At 59.3% G+C, this 23,922-nt stretch carries 23 protein-coding genes and 1 tRNA gene; 13 read left to right on the forward strand and 11 right to left on the reverse strand.

The genetic code is table 11. From position 1 onward, the window contains the following. The first annotated feature begins 237 nt into the window (after positions 1-237). Both ACRQ1B_RS04490 and ACRQ1B_RS04495 read left to right on the forward strand, forming a co-directional pair. Positions 238-1,404, forward strand: a complete 1,167-nt coding sequence (locus ACRQ1B_RS04490; protein WP_432292457.1) for a glycosyltransferase family 87 protein — start codon at positions 238-240, stop codon at positions 1,402-1,404. Positions 1,405-1,549: 145 nt separating this feature from the next. Next, positions 1,550-2,761 carry an MFS transporter gene (locus ACRQ1B_RS04495; RefSeq protein WP_432292458.1) on the forward strand — a complete coding sequence of 404 codons (1,212 nt, stop codon included), beginning with the start codon at positions 1,550-1,552 and terminating at the stop codon, positions 2,759-2,761. Positions 2,762-2,841: 80 nt separating this feature from the next. On the opposite strand, the gene ACRQ1B_RS04500 is transcribed toward ACRQ1B_RS04495, so the two are convergent. Then, the gene (locus tag ACRQ1B_RS04500; protein ID WP_432292459.1) at positions 2,842-4,287 is read right to left on the reverse strand and encodes a methyl-accepting chemotaxis protein; all 1,446 of its coding nucleotides are present in this window, start codon (positions 4,285-4,287) and stop codon (positions 2,842-2,844) included. Between the two features lie 322 nt (positions 4,288-4,609). Between ACRQ1B_RS04500 and ypfJ the strand changes: the two genes are divergently transcribed. Continuing rightward, positions 4,610-5,506 (forward strand): KPN_02809 family neutral zinc metallopeptidase, encoded by an 897-nt coding sequence (ypfJ, locus tag ACRQ1B_RS04505; protein ID WP_432292460.1) that lies wholly within the window; start codon positions 4,610-4,612, stop codon positions 5,504-5,506. Positions 5,507-5,509: 3 nt separating this feature from the next. On the opposite strand, the gene ACRQ1B_RS04510 is transcribed toward ypfJ, so the two are convergent. After that, positions 5,510-5,989, reverse strand: a complete 480-nt coding sequence (locus tag ACRQ1B_RS04510; protein WP_432292461.1) for a DUF2938 domain-containing protein — start codon at positions 5,987-5,989, stop codon at positions 5,510-5,512. Between the two features lie 221 nt (positions 5,990-6,210). Here ACRQ1B_RS04510 and ACRQ1B_RS04515 point away from each other — a divergent pair, with 221 nt between their 5' ends. Next, on the forward strand, positions 6,211-7,617 hold the full coding sequence (locus ACRQ1B_RS04515) for an MATE family efflux transporter (protein WP_432292462.1): 1,407 nt from the start codon (positions 6,211-6,213) through the stop codon (positions 7,615-7,617). A 39-nt stretch (positions 7,618-7,656) separates the two neighbouring features. Here ACRQ1B_RS04515 and carA read toward each other — a convergent pair whose 3' ends face one another. Beyond that, the gene (gene carA, locus ACRQ1B_RS04520; protein ID WP_432292463.1) at positions 7,657-8,874 is read right to left on the reverse strand and encodes a glutamine-hydrolyzing carbamoyl-phosphate synthase small subunit; all 1,218 of its coding nucleotides are present in this window, start codon (positions 8,872-8,874) and stop codon (positions 7,657-7,659) included. 280 nt (positions 8,875-9,154) lie between these two features. On the opposite strand from carA, the gene ACRQ1B_RS04525 reads away from it, so the two are divergent. Next, a complete protein-coding gene (locus ACRQ1B_RS04525; RefSeq protein ID WP_432292464.1) occupies positions 9,155-9,607 on the forward strand; it encodes a GatB/YqeY domain-containing protein in 453 nt (150 codons plus the stop codon). Between the two features lie 357 nt (positions 9,608-9,964). On the opposite strand, the gene ACRQ1B_RS04530 is transcribed toward ACRQ1B_RS04525, so the two are convergent. Beyond that, positions 9,965-10,357, reverse strand: coding sequence for a hypothetical protein (locus ACRQ1B_RS04530; protein WP_432292465.1), 393 nt, complete (start codon positions 10,355-10,357; stop codon positions 9,965-9,967). Between the two features lie 138 nt (positions 10,358-10,495). Between ACRQ1B_RS04530 and dnaG the strand changes: the two genes are divergently transcribed. Both dnaG and rpoD read left to right on the forward strand, forming a co-directional pair. Beyond that, positions 10,496-12,499: a DNA primase gene (gene dnaG, locus ACRQ1B_RS04535; RefSeq protein WP_432292466.1), complete on the forward strand. Its 2,004-nt coding sequence runs from the start codon at positions 10,496-10,498 to the stop codon at positions 12,497-12,499. Positions 12,500-12,922: 423 nt separating this feature from the next. Continuing rightward, positions 12,923-14,968 (forward strand): RNA polymerase sigma factor RpoD, encoded by a 2,046-nt coding sequence (gene rpoD, locus ACRQ1B_RS04540; protein WP_432292467.1) that lies wholly within the window; start codon positions 12,923-12,925, stop codon positions 14,966-14,968. Positions 14,969-15,048: 80 nt separating this feature from the next. Here the strand turns inward: rpoD and ACRQ1B_RS04545 are convergent, their stop codons facing one another. Genes ACRQ1B_RS04545 through ACRQ1B_RS04560 form a run of 4 tightly spaced genes read right to left on the reverse strand, consistent with a single transcriptional unit; the run spans position 15,049 to position 16,697 of the window. Continuing rightward, complete coding sequence (locus ACRQ1B_RS04545; RefSeq protein ID WP_432292468.1) at positions 15,049-15,471, reverse strand: type II toxin-antitoxin system VapC family toxin; 423 nt, start codon at positions 15,469-15,471, stop codon at positions 15,049-15,051. After that, positions 15,471-15,731 (reverse strand): type II toxin-antitoxin system Phd/YefM family antitoxin, encoded by a 261-nt coding sequence (locus tag ACRQ1B_RS04550; RefSeq protein ID WP_432292469.1) that lies wholly within the window; start codon positions 15,729-15,731, stop codon positions 15,471-15,473. The genes ACRQ1B_RS04545 and ACRQ1B_RS04550 overlap by 1 nt, the downstream gene beginning before the upstream one ends. 55 nt (positions 15,732-15,786) lie before the next feature. Further along, the gene (locus ACRQ1B_RS04555) at positions 15,787-16,131 is read right to left on the reverse strand and encodes a DMT family transporter (protein WP_432292470.1); all 345 of its coding nucleotides are present in this window, start codon (positions 16,129-16,131) and stop codon (positions 15,787-15,789) included. Then, positions 16,128-16,697 carry a TetR/AcrR family transcriptional regulator gene (locus tag ACRQ1B_RS04560; RefSeq protein ID WP_432292471.1) on the reverse strand — a complete coding sequence of 190 codons (570 nt, stop codon included), beginning with the start codon at positions 16,695-16,697 and terminating at the stop codon, positions 16,128-16,130. Before ACRQ1B_RS04560 ends, ACRQ1B_RS04555 begins: the two co-directional genes overlap by 4 nt. Before the next feature lie 110 nt (positions 16,698-16,807). Here ACRQ1B_RS04560 and ACRQ1B_RS04565 point away from each other — a divergent pair, with 110 nt between their 5' ends. After that, positions 16,808-17,998 carry a DUF930 domain-containing protein gene (locus ACRQ1B_RS04565; protein ID WP_432292472.1) on the forward strand — a complete coding sequence of 397 codons (1,191 nt, stop codon included), beginning with the start codon at positions 16,808-16,810 and terminating at the stop codon, positions 17,996-17,998. Here ACRQ1B_RS04565 and ACRQ1B_RS04570 read toward each other — a convergent pair. After that, positions 17,992-18,864 (reverse strand): polysaccharide deacetylase family protein, encoded by an 873-nt coding sequence (locus ACRQ1B_RS04570; RefSeq protein WP_432292473.1) that lies wholly within the window; start codon positions 18,862-18,864, stop codon positions 17,992-17,994. The two genes, ACRQ1B_RS04565 and ACRQ1B_RS04570, sit on opposite strands and share 7 nt — an antisense overlap. 192 nt (positions 18,865-19,056) lie before the next feature. Between ACRQ1B_RS04570 and ACRQ1B_RS04575 the strand changes: the two genes are divergently transcribed. Together ACRQ1B_RS04575 and ACRQ1B_RS04580 are read left to right on the forward strand one after the other, a co-directional pair. Continuing rightward, positions 19,057-19,479: a secondary thiamine-phosphate synthase enzyme YjbQ gene (locus ACRQ1B_RS04575; protein ID WP_432292474.1), complete on the forward strand. Its 423-nt coding sequence runs from the start codon at positions 19,057-19,059 to the stop codon at positions 19,477-19,479. Between the two features lie 134 nt (positions 19,480-19,613). Beyond that, entirely contained in the window at positions 19,614-19,958 is a 345-nt protein-coding gene (locus ACRQ1B_RS04580) for a hypothetical protein (protein WP_432292475.1), read from the forward strand. A 101-nt stretch (positions 19,959-20,059) separates the two neighbouring features. Here the strand turns inward: ACRQ1B_RS04580 and ACRQ1B_RS04585 are convergent. Then, positions 20,060-20,135: transfer RNA gene (locus ACRQ1B_RS04585), tRNA-Ile, on the reverse strand. Between the two features lie 160 nt (positions 20,136-20,295). Here ACRQ1B_RS04585 and ACRQ1B_RS04590 point away from each other — a divergent pair. The 3 genes from ACRQ1B_RS04590 to ACRQ1B_RS04600 all read left to right on the forward strand — a co-directional run bounded on the left by ACRQ1B_RS04590 (position 20,296) and on the right by ACRQ1B_RS04600 (position 22,563). Beyond that, positions 20,296-21,054, forward strand: a complete 759-nt coding sequence (locus ACRQ1B_RS04590) for an SIMPL domain-containing protein (protein WP_432292476.1) — start codon at positions 20,296-20,298, stop codon at positions 21,052-21,054. A 241-nt stretch (positions 21,055-21,295) separates the two neighbouring features. Beyond that, the gene (locus tag ACRQ1B_RS04595) at positions 21,296-21,505 is read left to right on the forward strand and encodes a hypothetical protein (RefSeq protein ID WP_432292477.1); all 210 of its coding nucleotides are present in this window, start codon (positions 21,296-21,298) and stop codon (positions 21,503-21,505) included. 80 nt (positions 21,506-21,585) lie between these two features. Beyond that, positions 21,586-22,563 carry a LacI family DNA-binding transcriptional regulator gene (locus ACRQ1B_RS04600; protein WP_432292478.1) on the forward strand — a complete coding sequence of 326 codons (978 nt, stop codon included), beginning with the start codon at positions 21,586-21,588 and terminating at the stop codon, positions 22,561-22,563. 64 nt (positions 22,564-22,627) lie between these two features. On the opposite strand, the gene ACRQ1B_RS04605 is transcribed toward ACRQ1B_RS04600, so the two are convergent. Beyond that, positions 22,628-23,896 (reverse strand): ABC transporter substrate-binding protein, encoded by a 1,269-nt coding sequence (locus ACRQ1B_RS04605; RefSeq protein WP_432292479.1) that lies wholly within the window; start codon positions 23,894-23,896, stop codon positions 22,628-22,630. Positions 23,897-23,922: the final 26 nt, after the last annotated feature.

Genomic DNA, 23,922 nt, shown 5'->3' on the forward strand with positions numbered 1-23,922 from the left:
GGGCGTGGATGCTCCGGTCGGGTCGCGTGCGTAACATTATTTCTGGCTAGACGCGGCTTATAGGCAAAAGCGGCGCCAATGAGAACCCCATAAATCGGCAAATCGACAGGAAAACGCGAATGTCGTTTGAAACCATCATCGAAGCATTCACCGTTGGTCGGAAGAAATTATTCAGGTGTTGATGACATAGAAGAGCAATTGAAATCGCGGGATCAAGCAAAGGAATAAAGCTTGAGGATGTCTGATGATTTAAATCGTTCGCTGATTGGATTGGCGCTTCTTGGGACATCGCTCGCGGTCGTCACGTTATGTCTATGGCTCATAGGGGATCCCCAAAGCCTCATTTGGACCAATCGGGATTTTTCCAATTACTGGCTAGCGTCGCGGATGTTTCTCGATGGGCAGGTTCAGGACCTTTTCAACGGCCACGAAGCCTATTTTGCCTATATGCGCCAAGCTTTTGGAGCGGACTATCCCTGGCATTCGTGGAGCTATCCGCCCCATTTCCTGTTTCTGATCTGGCCGCTTGCGTTTCTGCCGCATGGCATTTCGATGATCGTCTTTCTGCTGGTGACACTGTTTGTGTACCTGCACGCCGTTTCCATCTTTGCGCGTCGACACCCGCAGTTTCCGGTCATTCTGCTGCTGCCGTTTCTATTGTGTAACATTCTGGCCGCGCAAAATGGTTTCATTACCGCATCGTTGTTTATCTATGGTTTGGTTCTAAGGGACCGGCGGCCAGTCCTCGCAGGGGTGATGATCGGCATGCTGACTGTAAAACCGCAACTCGGAATATTGATTCCGATCTTGCTCATTTATGAGCGCCGCTGGCTCGTCATCGCCTCGGCCGGCGTCACAACTGTCGTCATGATTCTGATGTCCGCACTGATTTTTGGGCCGGATACCTGGTTCGGTTATATTCAGAATACATGGGCCTACCAGAGTTCGGTCATGAATTCGGCGACGGGAATATTCCTCGCGATGATGCCGTCTGTTTTTGGTGCTTTGCGTGGTCTCGGATACGACGCGACATTCGCCATGACGGTGCATGCACCAGTGGCGGTCGTTGCGTTATGTGTCTTCTTGTGGACGCTTCCGAGGATGAGATCGTCAGACAGCCGAATTGCCAGTCTCGCTTTCGCTACCTTCCTCGTCACGCCCTATTCCTTGACTTATGATCTTGGCGCGTTGGTCGTGTTCGCGGCCTTGCTCCATAATCCGGGCCGATGGTCTGGCGCGCGGCGGTCCATCTGTCTTGCCGTCGTCATGACGCCGATGCTCGATTGGTTCGTATTCCTTTTCGCAATTCCACTCATGCCGGTCATTCTTGCGGGGGGATGGGGCGCGTTGATATCTCAGGAAATTCGTGCAGAAAAAGTCGTTTTGAAAGAGTTGCCGACCTAGCGCCTTTGTAGGGACGCGGGACAGCGTACCGATTTACCCTTTACTGTCGTAGACAGGTTGTGATGTCGGGACTACTCCTACGGCTTATCAAAAACGATATCGCAAGGGCCTTCCAAGTCGACGACCGCTTGCGCGGAGGAACTCTATGGCCGATGCGACCTCCAAACCTGTGGCGGCAATTGCCGCCGAGGTGACCGTCTTACCGATCATCCTCGCCGTCAGCTTCAGCCACATGCTGAACGACATCATGCAATCGATGATCGCCGCCATCTATCCGATGCTGAAAGCCGATTATCAGCTCGATTTCTGGCAGATCGGCATTTTGACGCTCGCTTTCCAGTGCACCGCATCTCTGCTGCAGCCGGTGGTCGGTATCGTCACCGACAAGAAGCCCTATCCTTATTCGCTGCCGGTCGGCATGGCGTCCACGCTCATCGGTCTCGTGCTGCTGGCGACAGCGCATGACTACAATATGCTGGTACTTGCCGCATCGCTGGTCGGCATCGGCTCGGCGATATTCCATCCCGAATCGTCGCGCGTGGCGCGCCTTGCTTCCGGCGGTCGTTATGGATTCGCGCAGTCGGTCTTTCAGGTCGGCGGCAACCTCGGCACCGCCATCGGGCCGCTGCTTGCAGCCTTCATCATCGTGCCGCGCGGGCAGGGCAGCGTCGCCTGGTTCTGCATCGCCGCGATTATCGGCATCATCGTGCTTGGCCGCGTAGCGTCCTGGTACAAGGCGCACATGGCCGCCAATGCCGGCAAGAAGAAGGTTGTGCATGCCCATTCCTTGCCGCGCAATACCGTCATCATCGCATTGGTCATTCTGGCGTTGCTGACATTCTCCAAGAACATCTACATGGCCAGCATCGGCAGTTATTACACCTTTTTCGTGATCGAGCGGTTTGGCGTCACCGTGCAGCAGTCGCAATTGATGCTGTTCGTATTTCTCGGTGCCAGCGCGCTTGGCACCGTGGTGGGTGGGCCGATCGGCGACCGGTTCGGCTCCAAGGTGGTGATCTGGTTCTCGATCCTCGGCGTTCTGCCGTTTACGCTCGCCATGCCGTTCGCCAATCTGCCGCTGACAATCCTGTTGTCGGCGATCGTCGGCTTCATCATGGCGTCGTCATTTCCGGCGATCATTGTCATGGCGCAGGAGCTGGTGCCGGGGCGTGTCGGCATGATTGCCGGCGTGTTTTTCGGCTTTGCCTTTGGTATGGGCGGTATTGCCGCCGCGGTGCTCGGCCTTCTGGCTGACGCGCACGGCATCGCTTTCGTTTATGCCGTTTGCGCCTTCCTGCCGGCATTGGGCCTCTTGACGATCTTCCTTCCCAGCAAGGCATCTTTGCGGGTCGCTTGAGGCGACACCCGGTATTCCTCAAGGTGATAAACGACAGAAGCCCGCTCTTGTGAGCGGGCTTCTGCTTTGGGGATGTCAGGTCAGGCGGCGCGGCGATGTGCAGGCTGGTATGAGCGGCCAGCCGTTTCGTCCGCAAAATTGAACTTTGCGACCATCTGCGACAAATCCTGTGCTTCCTTGACGAGGCCGTGGCTGGATGCCGTGGTTTCCTCGACCATGGCAGCGTTCTGCTGGGTCATCTGGTCCATCTGGTTGATGGCGGTGTTGATCTGCTGCAGGCCGGTCGACTGTTCCTGCGTCGAATAGGCGATGTCGCTGACGACAGTGTTGATCTCGTTGATCTGGTTGGAAATGTTACGCAACACTTCGCCGGTCTGATCGACAAGGGCGACGCCTTCCGTCACCTGACGCGACGAGGTGTCGATCAGCGTCTTGATTTCCTTGGCTGCATTGGCGGAGCGCTGTGCCAGTTCGCGGACTTCCTGGGCGACAACGGCAAAACCACGACCGGCTTCACCGGCGCGGGCGGCCTCGACGCCGGCGTTCAGGGCCAGAAGGTTGGTCTGGAAGGCGATTTCATCGATGACGCCGATGATCTTGCCGACCTGTTGTGAGGATTGTTCGATCTGGGACATGGCGGTGACCGTGCTGGCGACGACCGAGGCCGAGGTTTCCGCGACCTTGCGGGCCGACAGGGTAAGTGATGCCGCCTGCTTGGAGCCGGAGGCCGTTTTGCTCACTGTCGAGGTAATCTGGTCGATGGCGGAAGCCGTCTCTTCAAGGGCTGCAGCCTGTCGCTCGGTGCGCGTCGCCAGATCGTCGGAGGCATGGCTGATTTCCGAGGCGGTGCTGTGCATGCTCTGTGTTGCGTGAGCGACGGAAGACACCATGCTCTGAACGGTGCGGACAGCGCGATTGTAATCCTCCTTCAGGAGGCGGGTCTTTTCAGATAATTCGGCATTGACGCGGTAGGTCAGGTCGCCGCTTGCCAGTGCGGAGAGACCATTGAGCAGGCTGTCGATGGCGATCTTGTCCTCGGCCGCCTCACGGGCGGTTTTTTGTTCCAAGAGGATCTGTTCGTGAACGTCCGTCAACGAACCGCAAGCGCGGATGGTCTTGCCGTCAGCCTGATGGCGGCAGCCGCCGGTGGCGCGGAACCAGCGGTAAGAGCCGTCGCGCATCTTGAGGCGGTAGTTGACGCGGTAACGGGCGCGGCCGGTCTTGTCGGTCAGGTGGCCGGCGAATGCAGCGAAGGTCGGCTGCACATCATCGGGGTGAAGCTTGTCGGACCAGGACTGCACGACATTCGGGAAATCGGCGGCATTTTCATAACCGATCATGCGGCGGAATTCCGCCGACCAGGTCCAGCGGCTCTGCGGATGCATGGCATCGCCATCGACCAGCACGGCTTCCCACAAGCCGATGCCGCAGGCTTCATCCAGCAGTTCGGAGCGTTCGCTTACCGCGGCCAGGCGCTCTTCGATCTTTTTGGTATTCGCGCTTTGTTTGCCACCGAAGAACGACATCGAAATATTCCCTTTTGAAATGGTAAGGCGTGGTGGGGAATAGATATCTGTTCATGGTTATTACTTCGTGAATCGGTCAGTACGTCAAAACATGACTATGTGTATTTGTTTCATCTGTTCATGGTTGTTTCTTGCGCTTCGAACGTATGTGCTGAGATGTGCGCTGTCTTCGTTGCTGATCTGATCGTAAGGTGTATTTTGTTCTGCGGATTTTCTTTTAGTTGTATTCGTGGCTTGCTGAAACCGCATTTCTGATGCCGTGGATTTCCTCATCGCCTGATCTATATTGCTCGTCTGAAACTGTTGCGTTGGAGAGCATGTCATGCAGTGGAGAGGTCGGCGCCAGTCGGATAATGTCGAGGATCGACGCGGTGGTGGATCCATGGGCGGCGGAGGTTTCCGTATCCCGATCGGCGGCGGTGGGCGCGGAGGCGGCGGCATCGGTATCGGCGGGCTTATTCTCATTCTCGGCATCTGCTGGCTGACGGGCATCAATCCCCTGACTTTGCTGTCCGGGGGTGACATCATGAGTGGCGGTGGCGGCAGCTATGAGGAGAGCGGCCAGCGTCGAACACCTGCCAATGACGAGATGGGCCAGTTCGTTCGCACCGTTCTTGCGGATACCGAGGACACGTGGGCGCAAATCTTTCAACAGGCGGGAGAGCGCTATCAGCCACCGACCTTGGTGATGTTCAGCGGCGGCACGAATTCCGCCTGCGGAACAGCGTCATCTGCGACCGGGCCGTTCTATTGCCCAAGTGATCGCAAGGTCTATCTCGACACGGATTTCTTCCGCGAGCTCGACCAGCGTTTTGGCGCATCGGGGGATTTTGCCGAGGCTTATGTCGTGGCGCATGAAGTCGGACATCATGTGCAGAACCTGTTGGGTGTGTTGCCAAAATTCAATCAGGCGCGTCAGCGCATGAGCGAGGTGGAGGCCAATCGCATGTCTGTGCGTGTCGAGTTGCAGGCCGATTGTTTTGCCGGCGTCTGGGGCAAATATACCGAGCAGCAGGGTATTCTGGAGCGCGGCGATCTGGAGGAGGCGTTGAATGCCGCCCAGCAGATCGGCGACGATACGCTGCAGAAGCGCAGCCAAGGCTATGTCGTGCCCGACAGTTTCAATCACGGCACGTCGGCACAGCGCATGAAATGGTTCAAGCGCGGTTTCGACAGCGGCAACATCAAGAACTGCGACACGTTTTCGGGCGACGTCTGAGCTTTACGCAAGCAGCAGTGCTGTGCCGTAAAGTCCGATTGCAAACACGGTGTGTGCGGCAAAATTCATCAGCCGCACCTTTCGCGGATTGGCCGTTTTGGACGCGGCCCATCCAAGCCCCATGCCGGGCTGCATCAGGAACCAGCCCGCACCAATTGTGACGATGCCGAGAACCCATGCCGGGATGAAGGTTGGGCCTGAGAACCATTGCGGGCCGACCACAACGGCCAGAATGATGCCGTAAACAATGCCGACGGCATAATGCCCGGTCCAGCCGAGGGCGTTTTCATGGGGATAGGGTTCGGCTTTGCCCATGTCGTCATGAAAGACCTTGCCGCGTGAGAGATGGAAAAACCAGCGGCCGCCGGGTGCCCAATTGGGCTTTGGTTCGCCGAACAGGACATGCAGGGCAAAGGCCCAGATATCCATCAGCGCGGTTGCGCCGAAACCAATCACCGCGCCCTTGAAAAGCAATTCCAGCATTCGCTCCACCCCTTGTTGTTCATCCGTTGTGGGATGAAAACCGGCGGGTTGTCGAGGCGTGCTTCGGCACTTTGGGCGACTGATCACCACAATTGAAGCGATCGGCCAAAAATCCTGCTGGGTTGCCTCTCAAGGTTGCCGTGTCGTGTCATGTGGTCTATGGCGAAGGCACATCGCCGCTCTCCAGACCTGGAAGCGGCGTTTTCCTTTAGGAGGTTAAAATGTCTGTCGCAGCGGCGCGGCCTGAAACGACGCCCGAGAAAGAAATCGACAACTCGTGGTTCACGCATATGCGTGCCACGCTGATGCTTGGCGTGCCGCTGGTCGGTGCGCAGCTTGCACAGGTCGCGATCCATACGACAGACGTCATCCTCGTCGGCTGGCTCGGCACGACGGAACTTGCCTCCGTGGTGATCGCCACGCAGCTCTATTTCATTACCTTCATCTTCGGCAGCGGCTTTACCAGCGCGATCGTGCCGATGGTGGCACAGGCGCTCGGCCATGGCGATACGACCGGCGTGCGTCGTTCGGTGCGCATGGGGCTTTGGGTGGTTCTTGCCTATTGTGTGCTTGTCTCGCCGATCCTGTGGTTTTCCGAGCCGCTGCTGCTGAAGCTGGGGCAGGAGCCGGATGTTGCCGCAACGGCGCAGAGTTATCTGCGCACCGCGATGTGGGGCATCTTTCCGGCACTCGGCTTTTTCGCGCTTCGCGCCTTCGTGACGGGGCTCGAAAAGGGCGGCATGGTGCTGTTCGTCACGCTTGGCATGTTCTTCATCAACCTGATCGTGGCCTATCTCCTGATCTTCGGTCATTTCGGCGCGCCGCAGCTCGGCTTGCATGGCGCGGCGATTGCAGCCGTTTGCGCCAATCTGACGGGTTTTGTCATCATCGTCGCCTATATCGAGGTTTTGCCCGATACCCGCGCCTACGAAATTTTCGTGCGTTTCTGGCGGCCTGACTGGGGCATGATCCGTGAAGTGTTTGTGCTTGGCCTGCCGATCAGTTTTACCATTCTGGCCGAGACCAGCCTGTTTGGCGCAGCGGCACTGCTTATGGGCATGATCGGCAAGCTGGAGCTTGCTGCGCACGGCATTGCTCTTCAATTGGCGTCAATCGCTTTCATGATCCCGCTCGGGCTGGCGCAGGTTGCCACCGTGCGTGTGGGCTTGGCGCATGGCCGCCGTGACATGCAGGGTGTGCGGCGTGCCGGCGTGGCTGCTCTTGTGATCGGTGTGGTGTTCACGACCATCGGCACCATTCTGTTCCTTGGCGTGCCGCGTTTCTTCGGCGGTCTGTTTCTGGATACGACCAAGGCCGATGCCGAAACCGTGCTTGCACTGGCCGTGCCACTGATCATGCTTGCCGGTGTGTTCCAGCTCGTTGATGGCCTGCAGGCCGTCGGCGCCGGTATTCTGCGTGGTTTGAAGGACACGACCATCCCGATGATCCTGGCACTGATCGCCTATTGGCCGATCGGTTTCGTCTGCGCCTGGGTGTTTGCCTTTCCGCTCGGTCTGCGCGGCGAGGGGGTGTGGTTCGGCTTCGTGCTCGGTCTTGCCGCCGCTGCCGCCTTTCTGTGCGGTCGCTTCTGGCTGTTGGTAAAAGACCAAAAAGAAACGGCCCGCTGACAGCGAGCCGTTCGGTATTTCATTCAGAAACTCTGTTGCTTAGCGTTCGGCCAGAGCCGGTTCGCCCTTCTTTTCGCGCACCATGTTGATGAAGCGGCGGAAGAGGTAATGGCTGTCCTGCGGGCCCGGAGAGGCTTCCGGGTGGTGCTGCACGGAGAAGACCGGCTTGCCGGCAAGGCGCAGGCCGCAGTTCGAACCGTCGAACAGCGAAATGTGGGTTTCTTCCACACCGTCCGGCAGCGATGCCGAGGAAACCGCAAAACCGTGGTTCATCGAAACGATTTCCACCTTGCCGGTCGTGTGATCCTTGACCGGGTGGTTGCCGCCGTGATGGCCCTGGTGCATCTTTTCAGTCGTGGCGCCGAGCGCCAGGCCCAGCATCTGGTGGCCGAGGCAGATGCCGAAGGTGGGCAGGCCCGACTTGACGATGTCCTGAATGACCGGGACCGCGTATTCACCGGTGGCTGCCGGGTCGCCCGGGCCGTTGGACAGGAAGACGCCATCCGGGTTGAGGCCGAGGATCGTCTCGCTGGACGTGTTGGCCGGAACCACCGTGACCTTGCAGTCGAGGCCGGCGAACAGGCGAAGAATGTTGCGCTTCACGCCGTAATCGACACAAACCACGTGGTACTTGGCATCAGCCGGGTCGAGGTCGGAAAGTTCCTCGTTCCAGACCCATGGCGTCTGCGTCCACTGCGACGACTGGCCGGACGTTGCTTCCTTGGCGAGGTCGAGACCGACAAGGCCGCCCCATGCCTTGGCTTCGGCCTTCAGGGCCTCGATGTCGAAGACGCCGTTCGGGTCATGCGCGATGACGGCGTTCGGTGCGCCGTTCTGGCGGATCCAGGCGGTCAGCGCACGCGTATCGATGCCCGACAGGCCGATGACGCCGCGTGCCTTCAGCCATGCGTCGAGATGTTTTGCGGAACGGTAATTGGACGGCTCGGTGATATCGGCCTTGAAGATTGTGCCGACAGCGCCGCGACGTGCTGCCGGTGTCAGATCTTCGATATCTTCGTCATTGGTGCCGATATTGCCGATATGCGGGAAGGTGAAGGTGACGATCTGGCCGAGATAGGACGGATCGGTCAGGATTTCCTGATAACCGGTCAGCGCCGTGTTGAAGCAGACTTCCGCCGTCACCTTGCCGGTGGCACCGATGCCGGTGCCTTCGATGACGGTGCCGTCGGCAAGCACGAGAAGGGCGGTGGGTTTGCTGGTGGTCCAAGGGGCGGTAGAAGGGGCTGTCGCGGTCATTCGGTTCGTCTCCGCCCGTGTCCGCCAGAGTGTTCTAGCAGAGTGCAGGGCCATCACTGTGGTCGCAAGGAAAGGGGCACGCGAATGGGCGCGTGAAAACCTTCGTTCAATTGTGTGCTAGGTGCGGGAAAATATCGAAGCGACGCTTTGCGGTCAACTGACCGAGCGGCCTGATACGGTATTTATTCGCCTATCATCGCATTGAACGGGCGGTTTGCCTCGTCTATGTACGCGTTACATTATTATAATAGGCCGAAAACGGCTTTGAAGGAGTGAGATCATGATCCGCGAAACGCTTTCTACCGCCATGAAGGAAGCGATGAAGGCCAAGGACACGCGCCGTCTTTCGACCGTGCGCCTGATCCAGGCTGCCGTGAAGGATCGCGATATCGCCAATCGCGGCGCCGGCAAGGACGAGACCAGCGAAGACGAGATCCTGCAGATCCTGCAAAAACTGGTCAAGCAGCGCGACGAATCGGCCAAGATCTACGACGAAGCCGGCCGTGGCGAACTGGCCACGCAGGAGCGCGAGGAAATCGCCGTCATCAAGACTTTCATGCCCGAGCAGCTGTCGGACGAGAAGGTAGGCGAGATCATTGCCGGCATCATTGCCGAGATCGGTGCGAGCGGCATCAAGGACATGGGCAAGGTGATGGCGGCGCTGCGCGAGCGTTATGCCGGCCAGATGGATTTTGGCAAGGCATCAGGCACGATCAAGGCGCAGCTTGGCTGAGCGAAGACGCTGAGCGCACAAAAGAAAAAGGCCGGGATCCGATCATGGAGCCCGGCCTTTTTGCTCTTCATCCATCCCGCCGGCCGACTGCGGACTGGCCGCCGGCGAGGTAGGCGGTCAACATCACCGTAATGATGACATCTCCACCCGAAGAGCGAAGGAAGTTTGCACCCGGTTGCGCGGTGCATTGTCGGCGCTTCACAAAAAGCCGCTGACGCTTCCTGACCTGAGATGGAGATTGATCCCGCGCGGCGTGCTTTTCAAATTACAAAAATATAATTTTGGGACGGGGCAAGTTGCCGCAAATTCGCCTGAACTGCGGTCAACGGCAAACGCTGTCGTTTTATGTAGCCGGTGTTATCCTTCCGATGGCAACAACGTTTCGAGAGATCCGGTAACGAGCACTTCGCCGATCACCGATCCCACAATGATTGCTGCCACCACGCCGATCATAAAGCCGATGTAAAGAATGACGGCTGGAAGCGGCCTTCTGGATTGCAGGCAGTAGACAAGCAGGCCGAGCGGTGCAAACAGGACCGTCAATATGCGCGCGCTGCGTTTGTACGGTATGTCGCGCATTTTTGCGTCCTCGATCTCCCATAGAGCCGAGAATGTGATGATGAGGATCATCTGGGTTATGTCGTTTAGGATCAGCAGGCGTTCGTTATAGGCAAATATATAGGCATCGATGATCGCGCCGATCATGAGCGTGACCATGAGAGCCACGTAAAGCAGACTGCGCTTGTTCATATGTGCGGTTCCAAGGTGGGCCGGGATGTTTGCAGGACGGTGGTCAGGCATAGACCCTGTGAATTGCGGGTATCACCCGGCATTTGAATGGCGCCGGGGCAATATCGGGCTTATATGGAGGCAGGCTCCGAGGTGACAATGCGCTTTTCCGATACCTTTCTTGATGAAATCCGAGACCGTGTGCCGATCTCTTCTGTGATCGGACGACGCGTCACGTGGGATCGCAAGAAGACCAATGTGTCGCGCGGCGATTATTGGGCCTGCTGCCCGTTCCATGGCGAAAAAAGCCCGAGCTTTCACTGCGAGGACCGCAAGGGCCGCTACCATTGCTTTGGCTGCGGCGTATCCGGCGACCATTTCCGTTTTATGACGGAGCTGGAAGGCCTCAATTTTCCTGAAGCCGTGCAGCAGATTGCCGACATGGCCGGCATTTCCATGCCCGCACCCGATCCGCAGGCGCAAAAGCGCGAGCAGCAGCGCACCAGCCTGCAGGATGTCATGGAAATGGCGACCCTGTTCTTTCAGGAGCAGCTGCACGCGCCGATCGGTGCCAAGGCGCGCGCTTACCTGCGCGATCGCGGTCTGACGGCCAAAACCATTGAGACGTTTCGTCTCGGTTTTGCCGCTGACAGCCGCAATGCCTTGAAGGAGCATCTCGCCAATAAGGGCGTGCCGAAGGATCAGATCGAGGCCTGTGGGCTGGTGCGCCACGGCGAAGGCATTTCGGTTTCATACGACTATTTTCGCGATCGCATCATGTTCCCGATCCTTTCGGTGCGGGAAAAGGTGATCGCCTTCGGCGGCCGCGCCATGGCGGCTGATGCGCCGGCGAAATACATGAACTCGCCCGAGACCGAGCTCTTTCACAAGGGCAATGTGCTTTATAACCATGCGCGCGCCCGCCAGTCTGCCCAGATGGCCGGTCGCCAGGGTGGCCGAGCCGAGCCGGGCGATGTGATCGCCGTCGAAGGTTATATGGACGTCATCGCGCTGCATCAGGCCGGCGTCGAAAATGCCGTGGCACCGCTTGGCACCGCGCTCACCGAAAACCAGCTGGAACTGATGTGGCGGATGACGCCGCAGCCGATCCTCTGCTTCGATGGTGATGGCGCCGGTATTCGTGCCGCCAACCGCGCCGCCGATCTGGCGCTGCCGCATATCAAGCCCGGTCGTTCCGTGCGCTTCGCCATGCTGCCGGATGGCAAGGACCCGGATGATCTTGTCAAGCAGGATGGACGTGCGCCATTCGACCGCGTGCTGGCCGATGCAAAGCCGCTCGCCACGATGATCTGGCAGCGCGAATCAGTTGGTGCGACATTCGATACGCCCGAACGGCGTGCCGAACTGGAAGCGCGACTGAAGCAGATCGTGTCTGTTATCGCCGACGAAAACGTGCGCCGTTATTACCAGCAGCATATGCGTGAGCAGTTGAACGGCCTTTTTCGCGGATCGGAGCGCCGTGGCGGTTTCGAGCCGGGCAGGGGCGGTGGCGGTGGTCGCCAGAATTTTCGCGGCGGTGGACAGCAGGGCCGTGGCGAGTTTCGCGGCAGCATGGCTGTCTCCGACCGGCTGGCAAAATCCGGCCTCGTGCGCGGCCATGTGGAGCTGCCGGCGCTGCGCGAGGTGGTGCTGGCGCTGACCGTGGTCAATCATCCGCTGCTTCTGCTCGATCAGTATGATGATGTTTCGACCGTCGAATTCGAGAACCGCGATCTGCAGCGGTTCTGGGCCTGTGTGCTGGCCATCATCACCAAGGCCGGCACGCGGGCGACGCCGGCGCTGGTGCGCGAACAGCTGGAAGAGAATGGTTTTGCCGATCTTCTGAAGTCGATGACCGTTCAGGTGCGCAATGCGCGCCTGTGGACCGCGACCGAGGAGGCCGACATGCAGGACGCGCTGCAGGCCTATATGCAGACGCTGGCGCTTTACCTGCGCAACAAGGAGTTGCGCTGGCAGAAGATCGAGCTGGAGCGGGAGATTGCCGAAACGCCGGGTGACGAGCCGGAGCGTGGCGATGCGTTGCTGCGGGCATTATCTGAAGTTCACAATGAAATTCTGCGTCTGGAGAACCAGGAAGCGATCATCGATGGTTTTGGCGTGATGTCCGGACGTATCAAGGGAGCAGCCGTTGGTCACGGCTGAGTAAAAGCGCCGGTTGTTTTGTGCGTTGGCGAGGCTTGTCTTTGACGATCCTCTGCCTACATATCAGCCGGACGTAGTGATAGGGCTCTTTAACCCGCGTACCCAGCACTCTCAACTTTTTCTGATTAAAGCCCGATTTCAGTGGGTATTTTCCGGGAAAAGCTTGACGGGAAGGAATTTTGTGGGAATCACCGTTTCAGGCAGAATTAGGTGGATGGATCGGACAGGCCAAGGAACCAAGAGCGGGGCTCCGACGGTCAATCGATCCTTTATGGCGATCGCCGACGGCGTGGTTAAGCACGAATTAAAGGTCAGTCGGTTAGGTGAGTGATTGCGATTCGCGGCGGCGGGTGGCACATCACCCGTAACAGGCAGTACCCGATAACCGCGACGGAATGGCGTCCAGGGAAAGCGACGAATTAAATGGCAACTAAAGTCAAAGAAAACGAAGAAGCAGAAACCGAACGCGAAGGCGCTACGGATGGTCCGCTTCTCGATCTTTCCGATGACGCGGTCAAGAAAATGATCAAGGCCGCGAAGAAGCGCGGCTATGTGACCATGGACGAGCTGAACTCGGTGCTTCCTTCCGAAGAAGTGACGTCCGAGCAGATCGAAGACACGATGGCGATGCTTTCGGACATGGGCATCAACGTTGTCGAGGACGAAGAGGCTGAAGAGAAGGCCGAATCCGACGACGACGGCGATGACGATGGCGACAGCGAAGGCGGCGAACTGGCGCCTTCTGCCGGTACTGCCGTTGCGACCGCGAAGAAGAAAGAACCGACCGACCGTACCGACGACCCGGTGCGCATGTACTTGCGCGAAATGGGGTCCGTCGAGCTTCTATCGCGCGAAGGCGAAATCGCCATCGCCAAGCGTATCGAAGCCGGCCGCGAGACGATGATTTCCGGTCTCTGTGAGAGCCCGTTGACGTTCCAGGCGCTGATCATCTGGCGCGACGAGCTCAACGAAGGCACGACGCTGCTGCGCGAGATCATCGACCTCGAAACGACCTATTCGGGTCCGGAAGCCAAGGCTGCACCGCAGTTCCAGAGCCCGGAAAAGATCGAGGCAGACCGCAAGGCTGCCGAAGAGAAGGAAAAGACCCGCAGGAGCCGGGCTGCCAATGACGACGACATTACCGCCGTTGGCGGCGACATGCCGATCGAGGAAGAGGAAGAGGACGACGACGAGTCGAGCCTGTCCCTGGCTGCCATGGAAGCCGAACTGCGCCCGCAGGTCATGGAAACGCTCGACGTCATCGCGGACACCTACAAGAAGCTGCGCAAGCTGCAGGATCAGCAGGTTGAGGCACGTCTTTCCTGCACCGGTACGCTTTCGAGCGGTCAGGAGCGCCGTTACAAGGAGCTCAAGGATCAGCTGATCACGGCGGTAAAATCGCTGTCGCTGAACCAGAACCGCGTCGACAGCCTTGTCGAGCAGCTCTACGACATTTCCAAGCGTCTGATGCAGAACGAAGGCCGTCTGCTGCGTCTGGCCGAATCCTATGGCGTCAAGCGCGACAGCTTCCTGGAACAGTATCAGGGCGCCGAGCTCGATCCGCACTGGATGCAGTCGATCGGAAATCTTGCCGCGCGCGGCTGGAAGGAATTTGCGAAGTCCGAAAACAGCACGATCCGCGACATCCGTCAGGAGATCCAGAACCTCGCAACGGAAACCGGCATTTCGATCTCGGAATTCCGCCGTATTGTGTCGATGGTGCAGAAGGGCGAGCGCGAAGCGCGTATCGCCAAGAAGGAAATGGTCGAAGCGAACCTTCGCCTCGTCATCTCTATCGCCAAGAAGTACACCAACCGCGGCCTGCAGTTCCTCGACCTCATTCAGGAAGGCAATATTGGCCTGATGAAGGCGGTCGACAAGTTCGAATACCGTCGCGGTTACAAGTTCTCGACCTATGCGACATGGTGGATCCGTCAGGCGATCACCCGTTCGATCGCCGACCAAGCCCGCACGATCCGTATTCCGGTGCACATGATCGAAACGATCAACAAGATCGTTCGTACCTCGCGCCAGATGCTGCACGAGATCGGCCGCGAGCCGACGCCGGAAGAGCTGGCCGAAAAGCTGGCCATGCCGCTCGAAAAGGTCCGCAAGGTCCTGAAGATCGCCAAGGAGCCTATCTCGCTCGAAACCCCGGTGGGTGACGAAGAGGATAGCCATCTCGGTGACTTCATCGAGGACAAGAACGCGCTTCTGCCGATCGACGCCGCCATTCAGGCGAACCTGCGTGAAACGACGACCCGTGTTCTCGCTTCGCTCACACCGCGTGAGGAGCGTGTTCTGCGCATGCGTTTCGGCATCGGCATGAACACCGACCATACGCTCGAGGAAGTCGGCCAGCAGTTCTCGGTGACCCGCGAACGTATCCGCCAGATCGAAGCGAAGGCGCTGCGCAAGTTGAAGCACCCGAGCCGTTCGAGAAAACTGCGCTCGTTCCTCGATAGCTGATCGGCTGACGGCAGCACGAAGACATCAAAAGACCCGGCCCACCGCAAGGTTGGCCGGGTTTTTGTTTGGCTTGAGTTTGGTCAGAGAAGCGTGCAGCGGACACCAAGGGTTTGGGCGGCTGTGGCAAAACGTTTGTCGAGGGTGATGATTTCGGCGGAGAGTTCCATTGCGACGGCGAGGTGGAGGGCGTCGCCGGAGCGGAGGCCGAGCTCCATGTGATCGGCCAGTTGGGCCGCTGCTTTAAAGTGGTGAGAAAGGATCGCTGCCACTTCGAGCGAATTGTTGCCCATCTGATAAAAACCGCTCAAAGCGAGCTTTCGCAACGAGGGTGAGAGTTTTTCGACACGAGCCTTCACGGACAAGGCGGACGAAAACTCCGTGTAAGTCCATTCGCTGATGAACATCCGTTCGTCTCGGTGATGGTCCATCCATCGTGACACGAGGTCGACTGACGGTTCACCAACGAGAAGTGCAATCAGTGCTGATGTATCTATGTAATACATCAGTATCTTTCGCCGTCGCGTACCTTCCGCATGAAATCGCCTGCACTTTCGGTCTGTGTCGGCATCTGATCGCGAATTGCCTTCAGTTGCTCAAGGTCGATTGGGGCTTTTCGGCGTGCCGGCGCTGATTTGCTCTCCGGCGCGCTCAGCGTCGCCACCGGTTCGCCATCGCGCAATATTTCGACCCTTTCGCCGCGTGCGACTCGGTCGATCAGTTCGCCGAGCTTTTCCTGTGCTTCTTCAAGAGAGACGGCTGCCATCGGAACCTCCAGGTCTCGTCCTCTCGATCATACGCTCAGGCGAAAATTCCTGCAATCAATGCGAGACGCTTCTGGAAAACACGTTGACCACCACCACGCCGGCGATGATCAGGCCAAGGCCGATGATCGCGGCAAGATCCAGGGTCTGTTTGAACAGGACGACGCCGACCGCCGATATCAGGACGATGCCCAGCCCGCTCCAGATGGCGTAGGCAATGCCGACTGGCATGGTTTTGAGGGTAATCGTCAGAAGGTAGAAGGCAGTGCCATAACACACGGCCATGCCAAGTGTGGGCAGAAGACGGGTGAATTGCTGGCTTTGCTGCAGAAGTGTTGTGCCGACAACTTCGAGTGCGATGGCGGTAGCGAGCGAGCCGTAGGTGAGAAGGGCAGGGGTCATGGTTTTCCCGTGGATGTCATTGTCTTGAGTTGATCATGCAGCCGGTCGAGTTCACCTGCGGGCAGGCCGGATATTTCCGTGAGGTTGGCGAGCCAGATGCCATCGGTGGCATAACGGGCGACTGCCAGGTGAGGGGTGCTGTCCGTTGCCGCGTGCCGCTCCAGCCGCTTGTGCATCCATTCGGACCAGCGCGTGCGCAGCTTTGCGTCGGTCATGCAGGACACCGATAGCGCTGCCCATGGGCTGGCGTCGCCTTCGCGTGCTACCTCGAAAAATGCATCGATATAGGCGCGTGTAAAACTGCCATTGGCGACCGCATCAGCTTCCATCAAGCGGTCGATCTCGTCATCGAGCGTTCCAAGCAGGTCTTCGAAAACAGCTTCGATCAACGCCTGCTTGCTGGGGAAATGGTGCAGAAGGCCACCCTTGGTGACATGTGCGGCATCGGCCACCGATTGCAGCGTGATCGCCGACAGGCCGTCTTCCGCCGCATGGCGCGCAGCCTGGTCGAGAAGGGAGCGGCGCACCGCATCCGGTTGTTTTTCGCGTCGGTGAGCTTTGGACATGAATAAACATACCGTACGGTCGGTTTGTTTTCAATCCACAAAAACCGCCCCATCATTCGTTTTTGATTAAGGGAGGACTCGATCATGGACCGTTTCCATCTTACATCGGCATGATGACGCAGGATGTTGAGACGCGGAACGGCATGTGGAAATGGGGCATTGCTGCCTCTTTCCTGATCCATGGCCTTATCGCATTCGTCATCCTTGTCGGCATTCCGTTCGAACTGCCAAAGCCCGAGGCCGAGGAGGTCGTCAGCGTCGAAATCGTGCCGCCGGAACCGGAAAAGGCGGACGAAGAACCGCAAGCTCCGCCCGCGCCGCCCGAGGAAGCTGAGGAAGAAGCGCAGCAGCAACCTCCGCCACCGCCGCCGGCTGCCGAGCCATCGCCTCCTCCGGCGCCGCCGGCTGCTGAAACACCGGAGGCGCCGGAAAACACCGGTGCAGGGCAGCCGCTTGATGCCTTCCGTCCTGTCGTCCAGTTCGGGGAGAAGGATGCCGGCCCGGAGAAGGCCGATGATGGCGCTTCAGCCGATAAAGGCGAAGCGGCGGAAGAACCACCTGAGGCAGAGCAGGCCCAACAGGCCGAGATACCGCCGCAAGCCGAGCCCGAACCTGAAAGTGCTGCCGCACGCGATGTGCCGCAGGCCGATACCGATGCGCAGGCCAATGAGCCGGAAATCGCCAAGATTGAGGATAGCGCCGAGGCGCCCGGTGCGCCCGTGCCGGAGGATGTCACCGTGCCCGATGTGGGGCTTGGTCCAACCGCCGGCGGAGGGGATGGCATTCCTGTGCCTGTGCCTGTGCCTGTGCCTGTGCCTGTGCCTGTGCCTGTGCCTGTGCCGGCGCCGCGGGAGGAGATGGCGAATGCGGAAATGACCGCCGCAAATCCATCCAAATCAACGCAGGCGGACGATGAGGCCAAGCCGGCTGGGCAGGCTGCTCTGCCAAAGGCAGGACAGCTGTTCTCACCCAGCGTGACCGATAACCCGATGGCGACCATTGCGATGGGCAACATGTCGCGCGGGGAGAGGGCGGCGGAACTCTGCAATACGGAACTGCGCGAACAGCTGCGGCATGGCACGCCTTCGTACCAGCCCAACCTCCTGCCAAAGCCGCGTCTGGCGAACGGGAACGTGATCGATGCACGCTCCATCGGCTTTCGCGCCCGTGACCAGTGGTATGACGTGAGTTTCCGCTGCGAAGTGGACGGGCAGGCGATGAAGGTCGTTTCCTTTGCCCATCAGGTCGGCGGCGTCATCCCGAAAAGCGAATGGCGCAAACGCGGTTTTCCGGCTTACTGACCGATCGCGGCCACGAGGTCGCGTGTGGTGTCGTGATCGCCGGTCTCCTCGACGTCCTGCAGCCGCACGAATTCGACGCCGCGTTTTTTCAAGATCAGGAGTGCGCGTGCCACGCCTTCGCCGGCGGCATGGGTCGGCTGGTTGATATGGGCGATCACCACGTCACCATCTTTGGCGCCGGCAATCTTTTTCTCGCTCAGGGCTGATCCCAGCAATGAGCCGCCGTCACCGTTTAGCGAATAACCGGCTATCTTGTATCCCATGTCGCGAATCTGGCGAATGGCCGAGGCATCATATTTGGCGGTCGCGCCGCGGAACCAGTGGGGCTGGGCAAAGCCTGCAGCGCGAATGGCATCGGCACCGCCGGCGACTTCCCGCTGCACCGCATCGGTCGATCCCGCCGCCGCGATGCCATAGATCGAGGCCGGCACGTCGACGGCCGGGATGTGGTTCTGGCCGTGGTTTTCGATCTGGAACAGGTCGGGGTGCTGCTTGAGGATCGCCACAGCCTGCGGGTTGGTTTTCAGCCAGCGGGCAGTGACAAAAACAGTGGCCGGCACACGCTCGGAAACCAGCACGGAAAGGATACGGTCATCCGTCTTTCCCATGCATGCATCGAAGGTCAGAGCGACGCGCGCAGGTTTTGCATTGCCGGCGCGCACGACATGCAATTGCGGCTCCATCAATGACGGGCCTTTTGGGGGCAAACCTGAAGGTTTCGGCGCATTGACGTGGCTGACAGCCGCGCCAGGCATCGATGTCGCCGGCTTTACCATAACGGCCTTGTCGTCGCTGACGGCGTGAGACGCAGAGGCGATCAGGGCGACAGTTGCAAGTGTGGCAAGGCGTGGAGGGGATGACAGCATGGGACAACGTCCAAGGAACAGGCCGCTCTCCATACAGGCCATGCTCTCAAAACACCATTGGTCTGGATGCCTGATCGACAGGCGCCCGCACGATTGTCCGTCGGTGTCACTTTCGGGACAATAATCCGGTCAGTCTTCTTTGCCGGACCGCATCGGCCGGTTATCGTCGAATGGAAACAGGAGATTGCATGCATGGCACAAACGATGATCAGCATTTCCACACGCGGGCAGGGGCTTTACGAATTTACCCGCGATGTCGAAGCCTTCATTGCGAAGAGTGAGGTGGAATTCGGTCTTTTGACGGTGTTTGTCCGCCATACATCCTGCTCGCTGATTATTCAGGAAAATGCCGATCCCGATGTCCAGCACGACCTGACGGCGTTTTTTCATCGCATGGTGCCGCCGTCCGATGATCCCGCCATGCGCTGGATGCGCCATACGAGCGAAGGACCGGATGACATGCCGGCCCATATCAAGGCAGCACTGACGGCGGTATCGATCGGCATTCCGGTGTCGGGCGGGCGGCTTGCGCTTGGCACCTGGCAGGGCATCTATCTTTTCGAGCACCGGCAGCGACCGCATCGACGCGAGGTCGTCCTGCATTTGAGTGCATGATGGCAGGATATCGGCCGAAACGTTTCTTTGCTGAACAGCAGATGAATGCAGCCTTCGGAACCCGTTCAGGTCTCGCCCCATAATTTTCAGAGGTCTCCGGGTAGCCGGAATTATTTCTTTTTTTGGAGAGAAACGTGACCCATGTTTTTGTGAAGGCTGGCCTTGCCGCCCTGGTCGCTTTGACTTCGTTCGGCGCGACCCTGACGGGTGCCGCCGCCGCAGGCCCGGAATACGGTGTCTATGTCCAGTATTACGACCGCGACCGCGGCCCGCCGCCGCGCGATTTCCGTGGTCCGCCGCCGCGCCGCGACCGTTGCGATTCCTGGCTGGCGGAAGACAAGGCAAGCCGCATGGGTCTGCGTCGCGCCCGCGTTGTCGATGTTTCGCGCCGTGTCGTCGTGGTTGAAGGTTATGACCGTCGCGGTCGCGACCGTATCGTTTTTGCGAATGAACGCGGTTGCCCGGTGATTCGCCGGTAACAATCGTCTTTGAAATTCCATCTCCGTCGCCCGTTGATGGAATGTTGCCGCTCTTCGTTTCCGTCTCCCCGACTGGCGAAGGGCGGCATTTTTTTGGGGAATGGTAGACCCGGAGGGACTCGAACCCCCAACCAAGCGGTTATGAGCCGCCGGCTCTAACCATTGAGCTACGGGTCCAGCCGTGGAGACGGCTTGCGGTGGCGCAATGGTTCGCCTTCCGCGAAAAACGCTCTAACTTAATTCCGCAGCCCTCACAAGCCGTTGCCGCAATAGGTTCACAATCGATCGTCACTGAGTTGTGGCCGAAGTTTTTTGTATCCATACAAGGACCGTTTCCATGCGCCGAATTTCTCATCGCTCCGCCGGCCCTCTCTCCGCCCTGTTCGCTGCCACACTCATTGCCGTGCCGCTTGCTGCAACCTCCGTGTCGGCTCAGGAACGGCCGGCCCGCGAACCGGTTATTCGCGTGACCGGCACCGGCGAAGCCTCCGTCGCGCCCGACATGGCGATCATCAATCTCACCGTGGCACGCAATGCCGAGACCGCGGAAAAGGCGCTTGCCGATAACAATACGGCCATGAACCAGGTGCTTGCAGCCTTGAAGACGGCGGGTATTGCGGAGAAGGATCTGCAGACCAGCAATTTTTCGATCTATCCGCAGTACCAGCAGAACGAACCGAAAAACGGCCGTGTCGATCCACCAAAGATCATCGGCTACGAGGTGCAGAACGGTGTGACCGTTAAAATCCGCGACCTGAAGGCGCTGGGCGGCATTATCGATCAGTCGGTCAAGCTGGGCGTCAATCAGGGCGGGCAGATCACCTTTACCAATGACGATCCGTCCGGCGCCCGCACCGAGGCGCGCAAGAAGGCGGTGGCAGAGGCCATGGACAAGGCGCGCACGCTGGCCGACGCCGCCGGCGTGAAAGTGGGGAAGGTCGTCGATATCAGCGAGGGTGAGGATCGGTTCATGCCGCCGTCGCCGATGCCGCGCATGGCGGCGATGAAGGCTGAGGCCGATAGCTTTGCCGTGGCTGCCGGCGAAAATACCTATTCCATCTCGGTGACGATGACGCTGGCGATCGACCAGAACTGATTTTTCATCCGGGCGGCTGCACGCGTAGCCGTCCGGTTTGCGCCCGCTATGGGTTGACGCTCCCGGCTAGGCATGTCCTTGTTCCGGAAAAACGTTCGGATTTTCAATCCCTTGTTTGCGCGGGTACGGCCTTCTGTCGCAAACTCACCTTAACGCTTTACTTTAAATCTAAATCTACCGAATGCAGCTTTTGATTGCATGTAGTCTCGCGCATGTGGGGAACACATCGGGGGCTTTTGACATGCAGGATATCGAAAGCGTGGTGGCCGGGTTGAAGACGGTCCGGGACGAGATTTACAGTATCGACGAGCGCAGCGTCGTGGCCCAACTGGTCGGGCTTGCCTTGCATGAGGCGCTGCTGATGGCCTGGGAAAGCGTCCGGCGCGATCCCGATGAAAAGCGCAGGGCGGCGCGTTTCTTCCGGCTTTATGCGATCATGCCGAAAGACTGAGCGTTTTCGACTGTCGTAAAACTGTCGTGCAATCTTCATAATCCTCACGCGCCCTGAGGCAACCGACGGAGCGGAAGAGCATGGCAACATTGGAAGAGGTCGCGAAACGCGCGGGCTGTTCGGTGGCAACGGCCAGCCGAGCCTTGACCGACAAGGGTGCCGTCAGCGACAGCGCGCGCAGGCGGGTGGTCAAGGCGGCGGCCGAGCTGGGATATCGGGCCTCCGTCGTGGCTGCGGGCAGGGCGGCGCGGCGGCCGGTTGTCGGCCTGCTCATTCCCAGCATCACCAATCCGGTTTTTGCAACGTCGGTGTCCATCATCCAGAACCGCATGCTGGTGGCGGGGCATGGCGTGCTGATTGTGCAATCGAATTACGATCCGGCGCAGGAAGCGAATGCCATTGCGGCACTGCTGAACGAACGGCCCACCGGGTTGATCCTGACCTTGTGTGATGCCGCAAGCTATCGGCCGCCGGTAGCGAACATGCCGCCGACGGTGCTGATGCATAATCGCCCGACTGCAGATTTTACCGCCGCCGTCACCACCGACAATTTTGCGGCGAGCCGGATGATCACCCGACATATGATCGCGCACGGGCACAGCCGCATCCTGTTCGTATCCGGCAGTTTTGCGGCCTCCGACCGTGCGCGTCATCGGTATGAGGGCCATGTCGAAACGATGCGGCAGGCGGGGCTGGTGCCTATGCCGGCGGTGGAGATCGGGTTTACCGAATATGACCGGCTCGATCTCGGCGAGGCTCTGCGGGTGGCGCGGCCGACGGCGATCATCGCCTCCAACGATTTGTTGGCGCTCGGGGTGATCGGGGCTTTGAAGCGCGAGGGGCTTTCCGTGCCGGGTGATGTTTCGGTCGCGGGTTTCGATGGTATCTCCATCGGCCGGCTGATCGATCCGGTGCTGACGACGATCGAGATGCCGGATGTCAGCATGGGGGCAGCCGCTGCCTCGCTGCTGCTGGATATCGCCGAAAACCACGCGCCGGCGCGGCATCTGGATGTGCCGTTCACGATGCGGCCGGGCGGGACGGTTCGGGCGATCTGACCTTGCAAACGAAAACCGCCGCACGATTGCTCGTACGGCGGTTCTTCATCACGGTGCCGGCCTTTTAGCTGCGGGGCAGCAGGCGCTTCACTTCCTTGGCGGCATCGTCCAGTGCTTCTTCCGGCTTGGCCGACTGATCGACAACGCGCGAAGAGTTGTCGACGATCGTCTGGGTGACACGGACACCGTTGGAGCCCGGGAAGGCGTACCACGGGATCATGCGCGGCATCTGCTTGAGACCGGCCTGGAAGAGCGGGTTCTTCTGGTAGAACTCGCCGAGATATTCCGGCGATTTTGCTGCCAGTTCGTTGTTCGGAACGTAGCCTGTGCCCGGGACGACGACGGAGGCGCCGTAAGGGCCGGCTGCGAATTTTGCGAACTTCCAGGCTGCGTCCTGCTTGGCAGCGTCCTTGGTCAGGATGACGACGGCATTGCCGCCGGTCGGCAGCTTGCCGTTGACCGGGTCGAGAAGCGGGATTTCAGCGGTGCGCAGGTCGAACTTGCCACCAACGTTCTTGATGGTGTTGGCAAGAGCGCCCGTCGTCTGGAAGGCAAAACCGACCTTGCCGGCAACGAAGGCCTGCTCACCGGCAGCCTTGGTGAAGACCGGCATGCCGGCTTCCTTGACCAGACGGTCGAGCACGCCAAATGCCTTCTGGCCTTCAGGACCGTTGAAAGCGACCTTGCTTTCGTCTTCCGACAGCATGGAGCCGCCGGCGCCGAACAGCAGCGCCGAGAACATCCAGTCGTCACCCTGCCAGCGGAAATCGACCGAGTCGACGCCATTGCCGAGCGCCTTGATCTTGGCGCCAAGGGCGATCACTTCGTCCCATGTCTTCGGCGGCTGGTCGGGGTTGCCACCGGCAGCTTTCACCAGATCGGCATTGTAGTACATGATCGGGTTCGACGTTGCGAAAGCGAGGCCGACCTGCTTGCCGTTGACCTGTGCGAGCTTCAGGATCGTGTCCGAAAAGCCCTGTTCGGCCATCGAAGCCTTGTCCTTGGCCATGAACGGCGCGAGATCGACCGGGATCGAACGCTCGTCGGCCATGCGCAGACGGTTGAGGCCGATAAAGGTCAGGTCCGGCATTTCGGACGTGCCGGCCTGGCGCATGATCGTCTGGATGCCTTCCTCATAGGTCGGCGACGGGTTTGCGAACTCGATCTTGATGTCCGGGTTTTCTTCCATGAACTTCTTGGACACCTTGTCCATGACGTCCTTGAAGAAGCCCGGCATCGGGTAATGAACCGTCAACGTGGTTTCGGCGTGGGCCGGGAAAGCGGCTGCCATGGTGATGGCGGCGGCCGAGAGAAGTTTTGCAAAATGCTTCATTGCATTTCTCCGTGGGAGGATAAGGC

The organism is Endobacterium panacihumi (assembly GCF_050847465.1).
In the GTDB taxonomy this organism is placed as follows: domain Bacteria; phylum Pseudomonadota; class Alphaproteobacteria; order Rhizobiales; family Rhizobiaceae; genus Neorhizobium; species Neorhizobium panacihumi.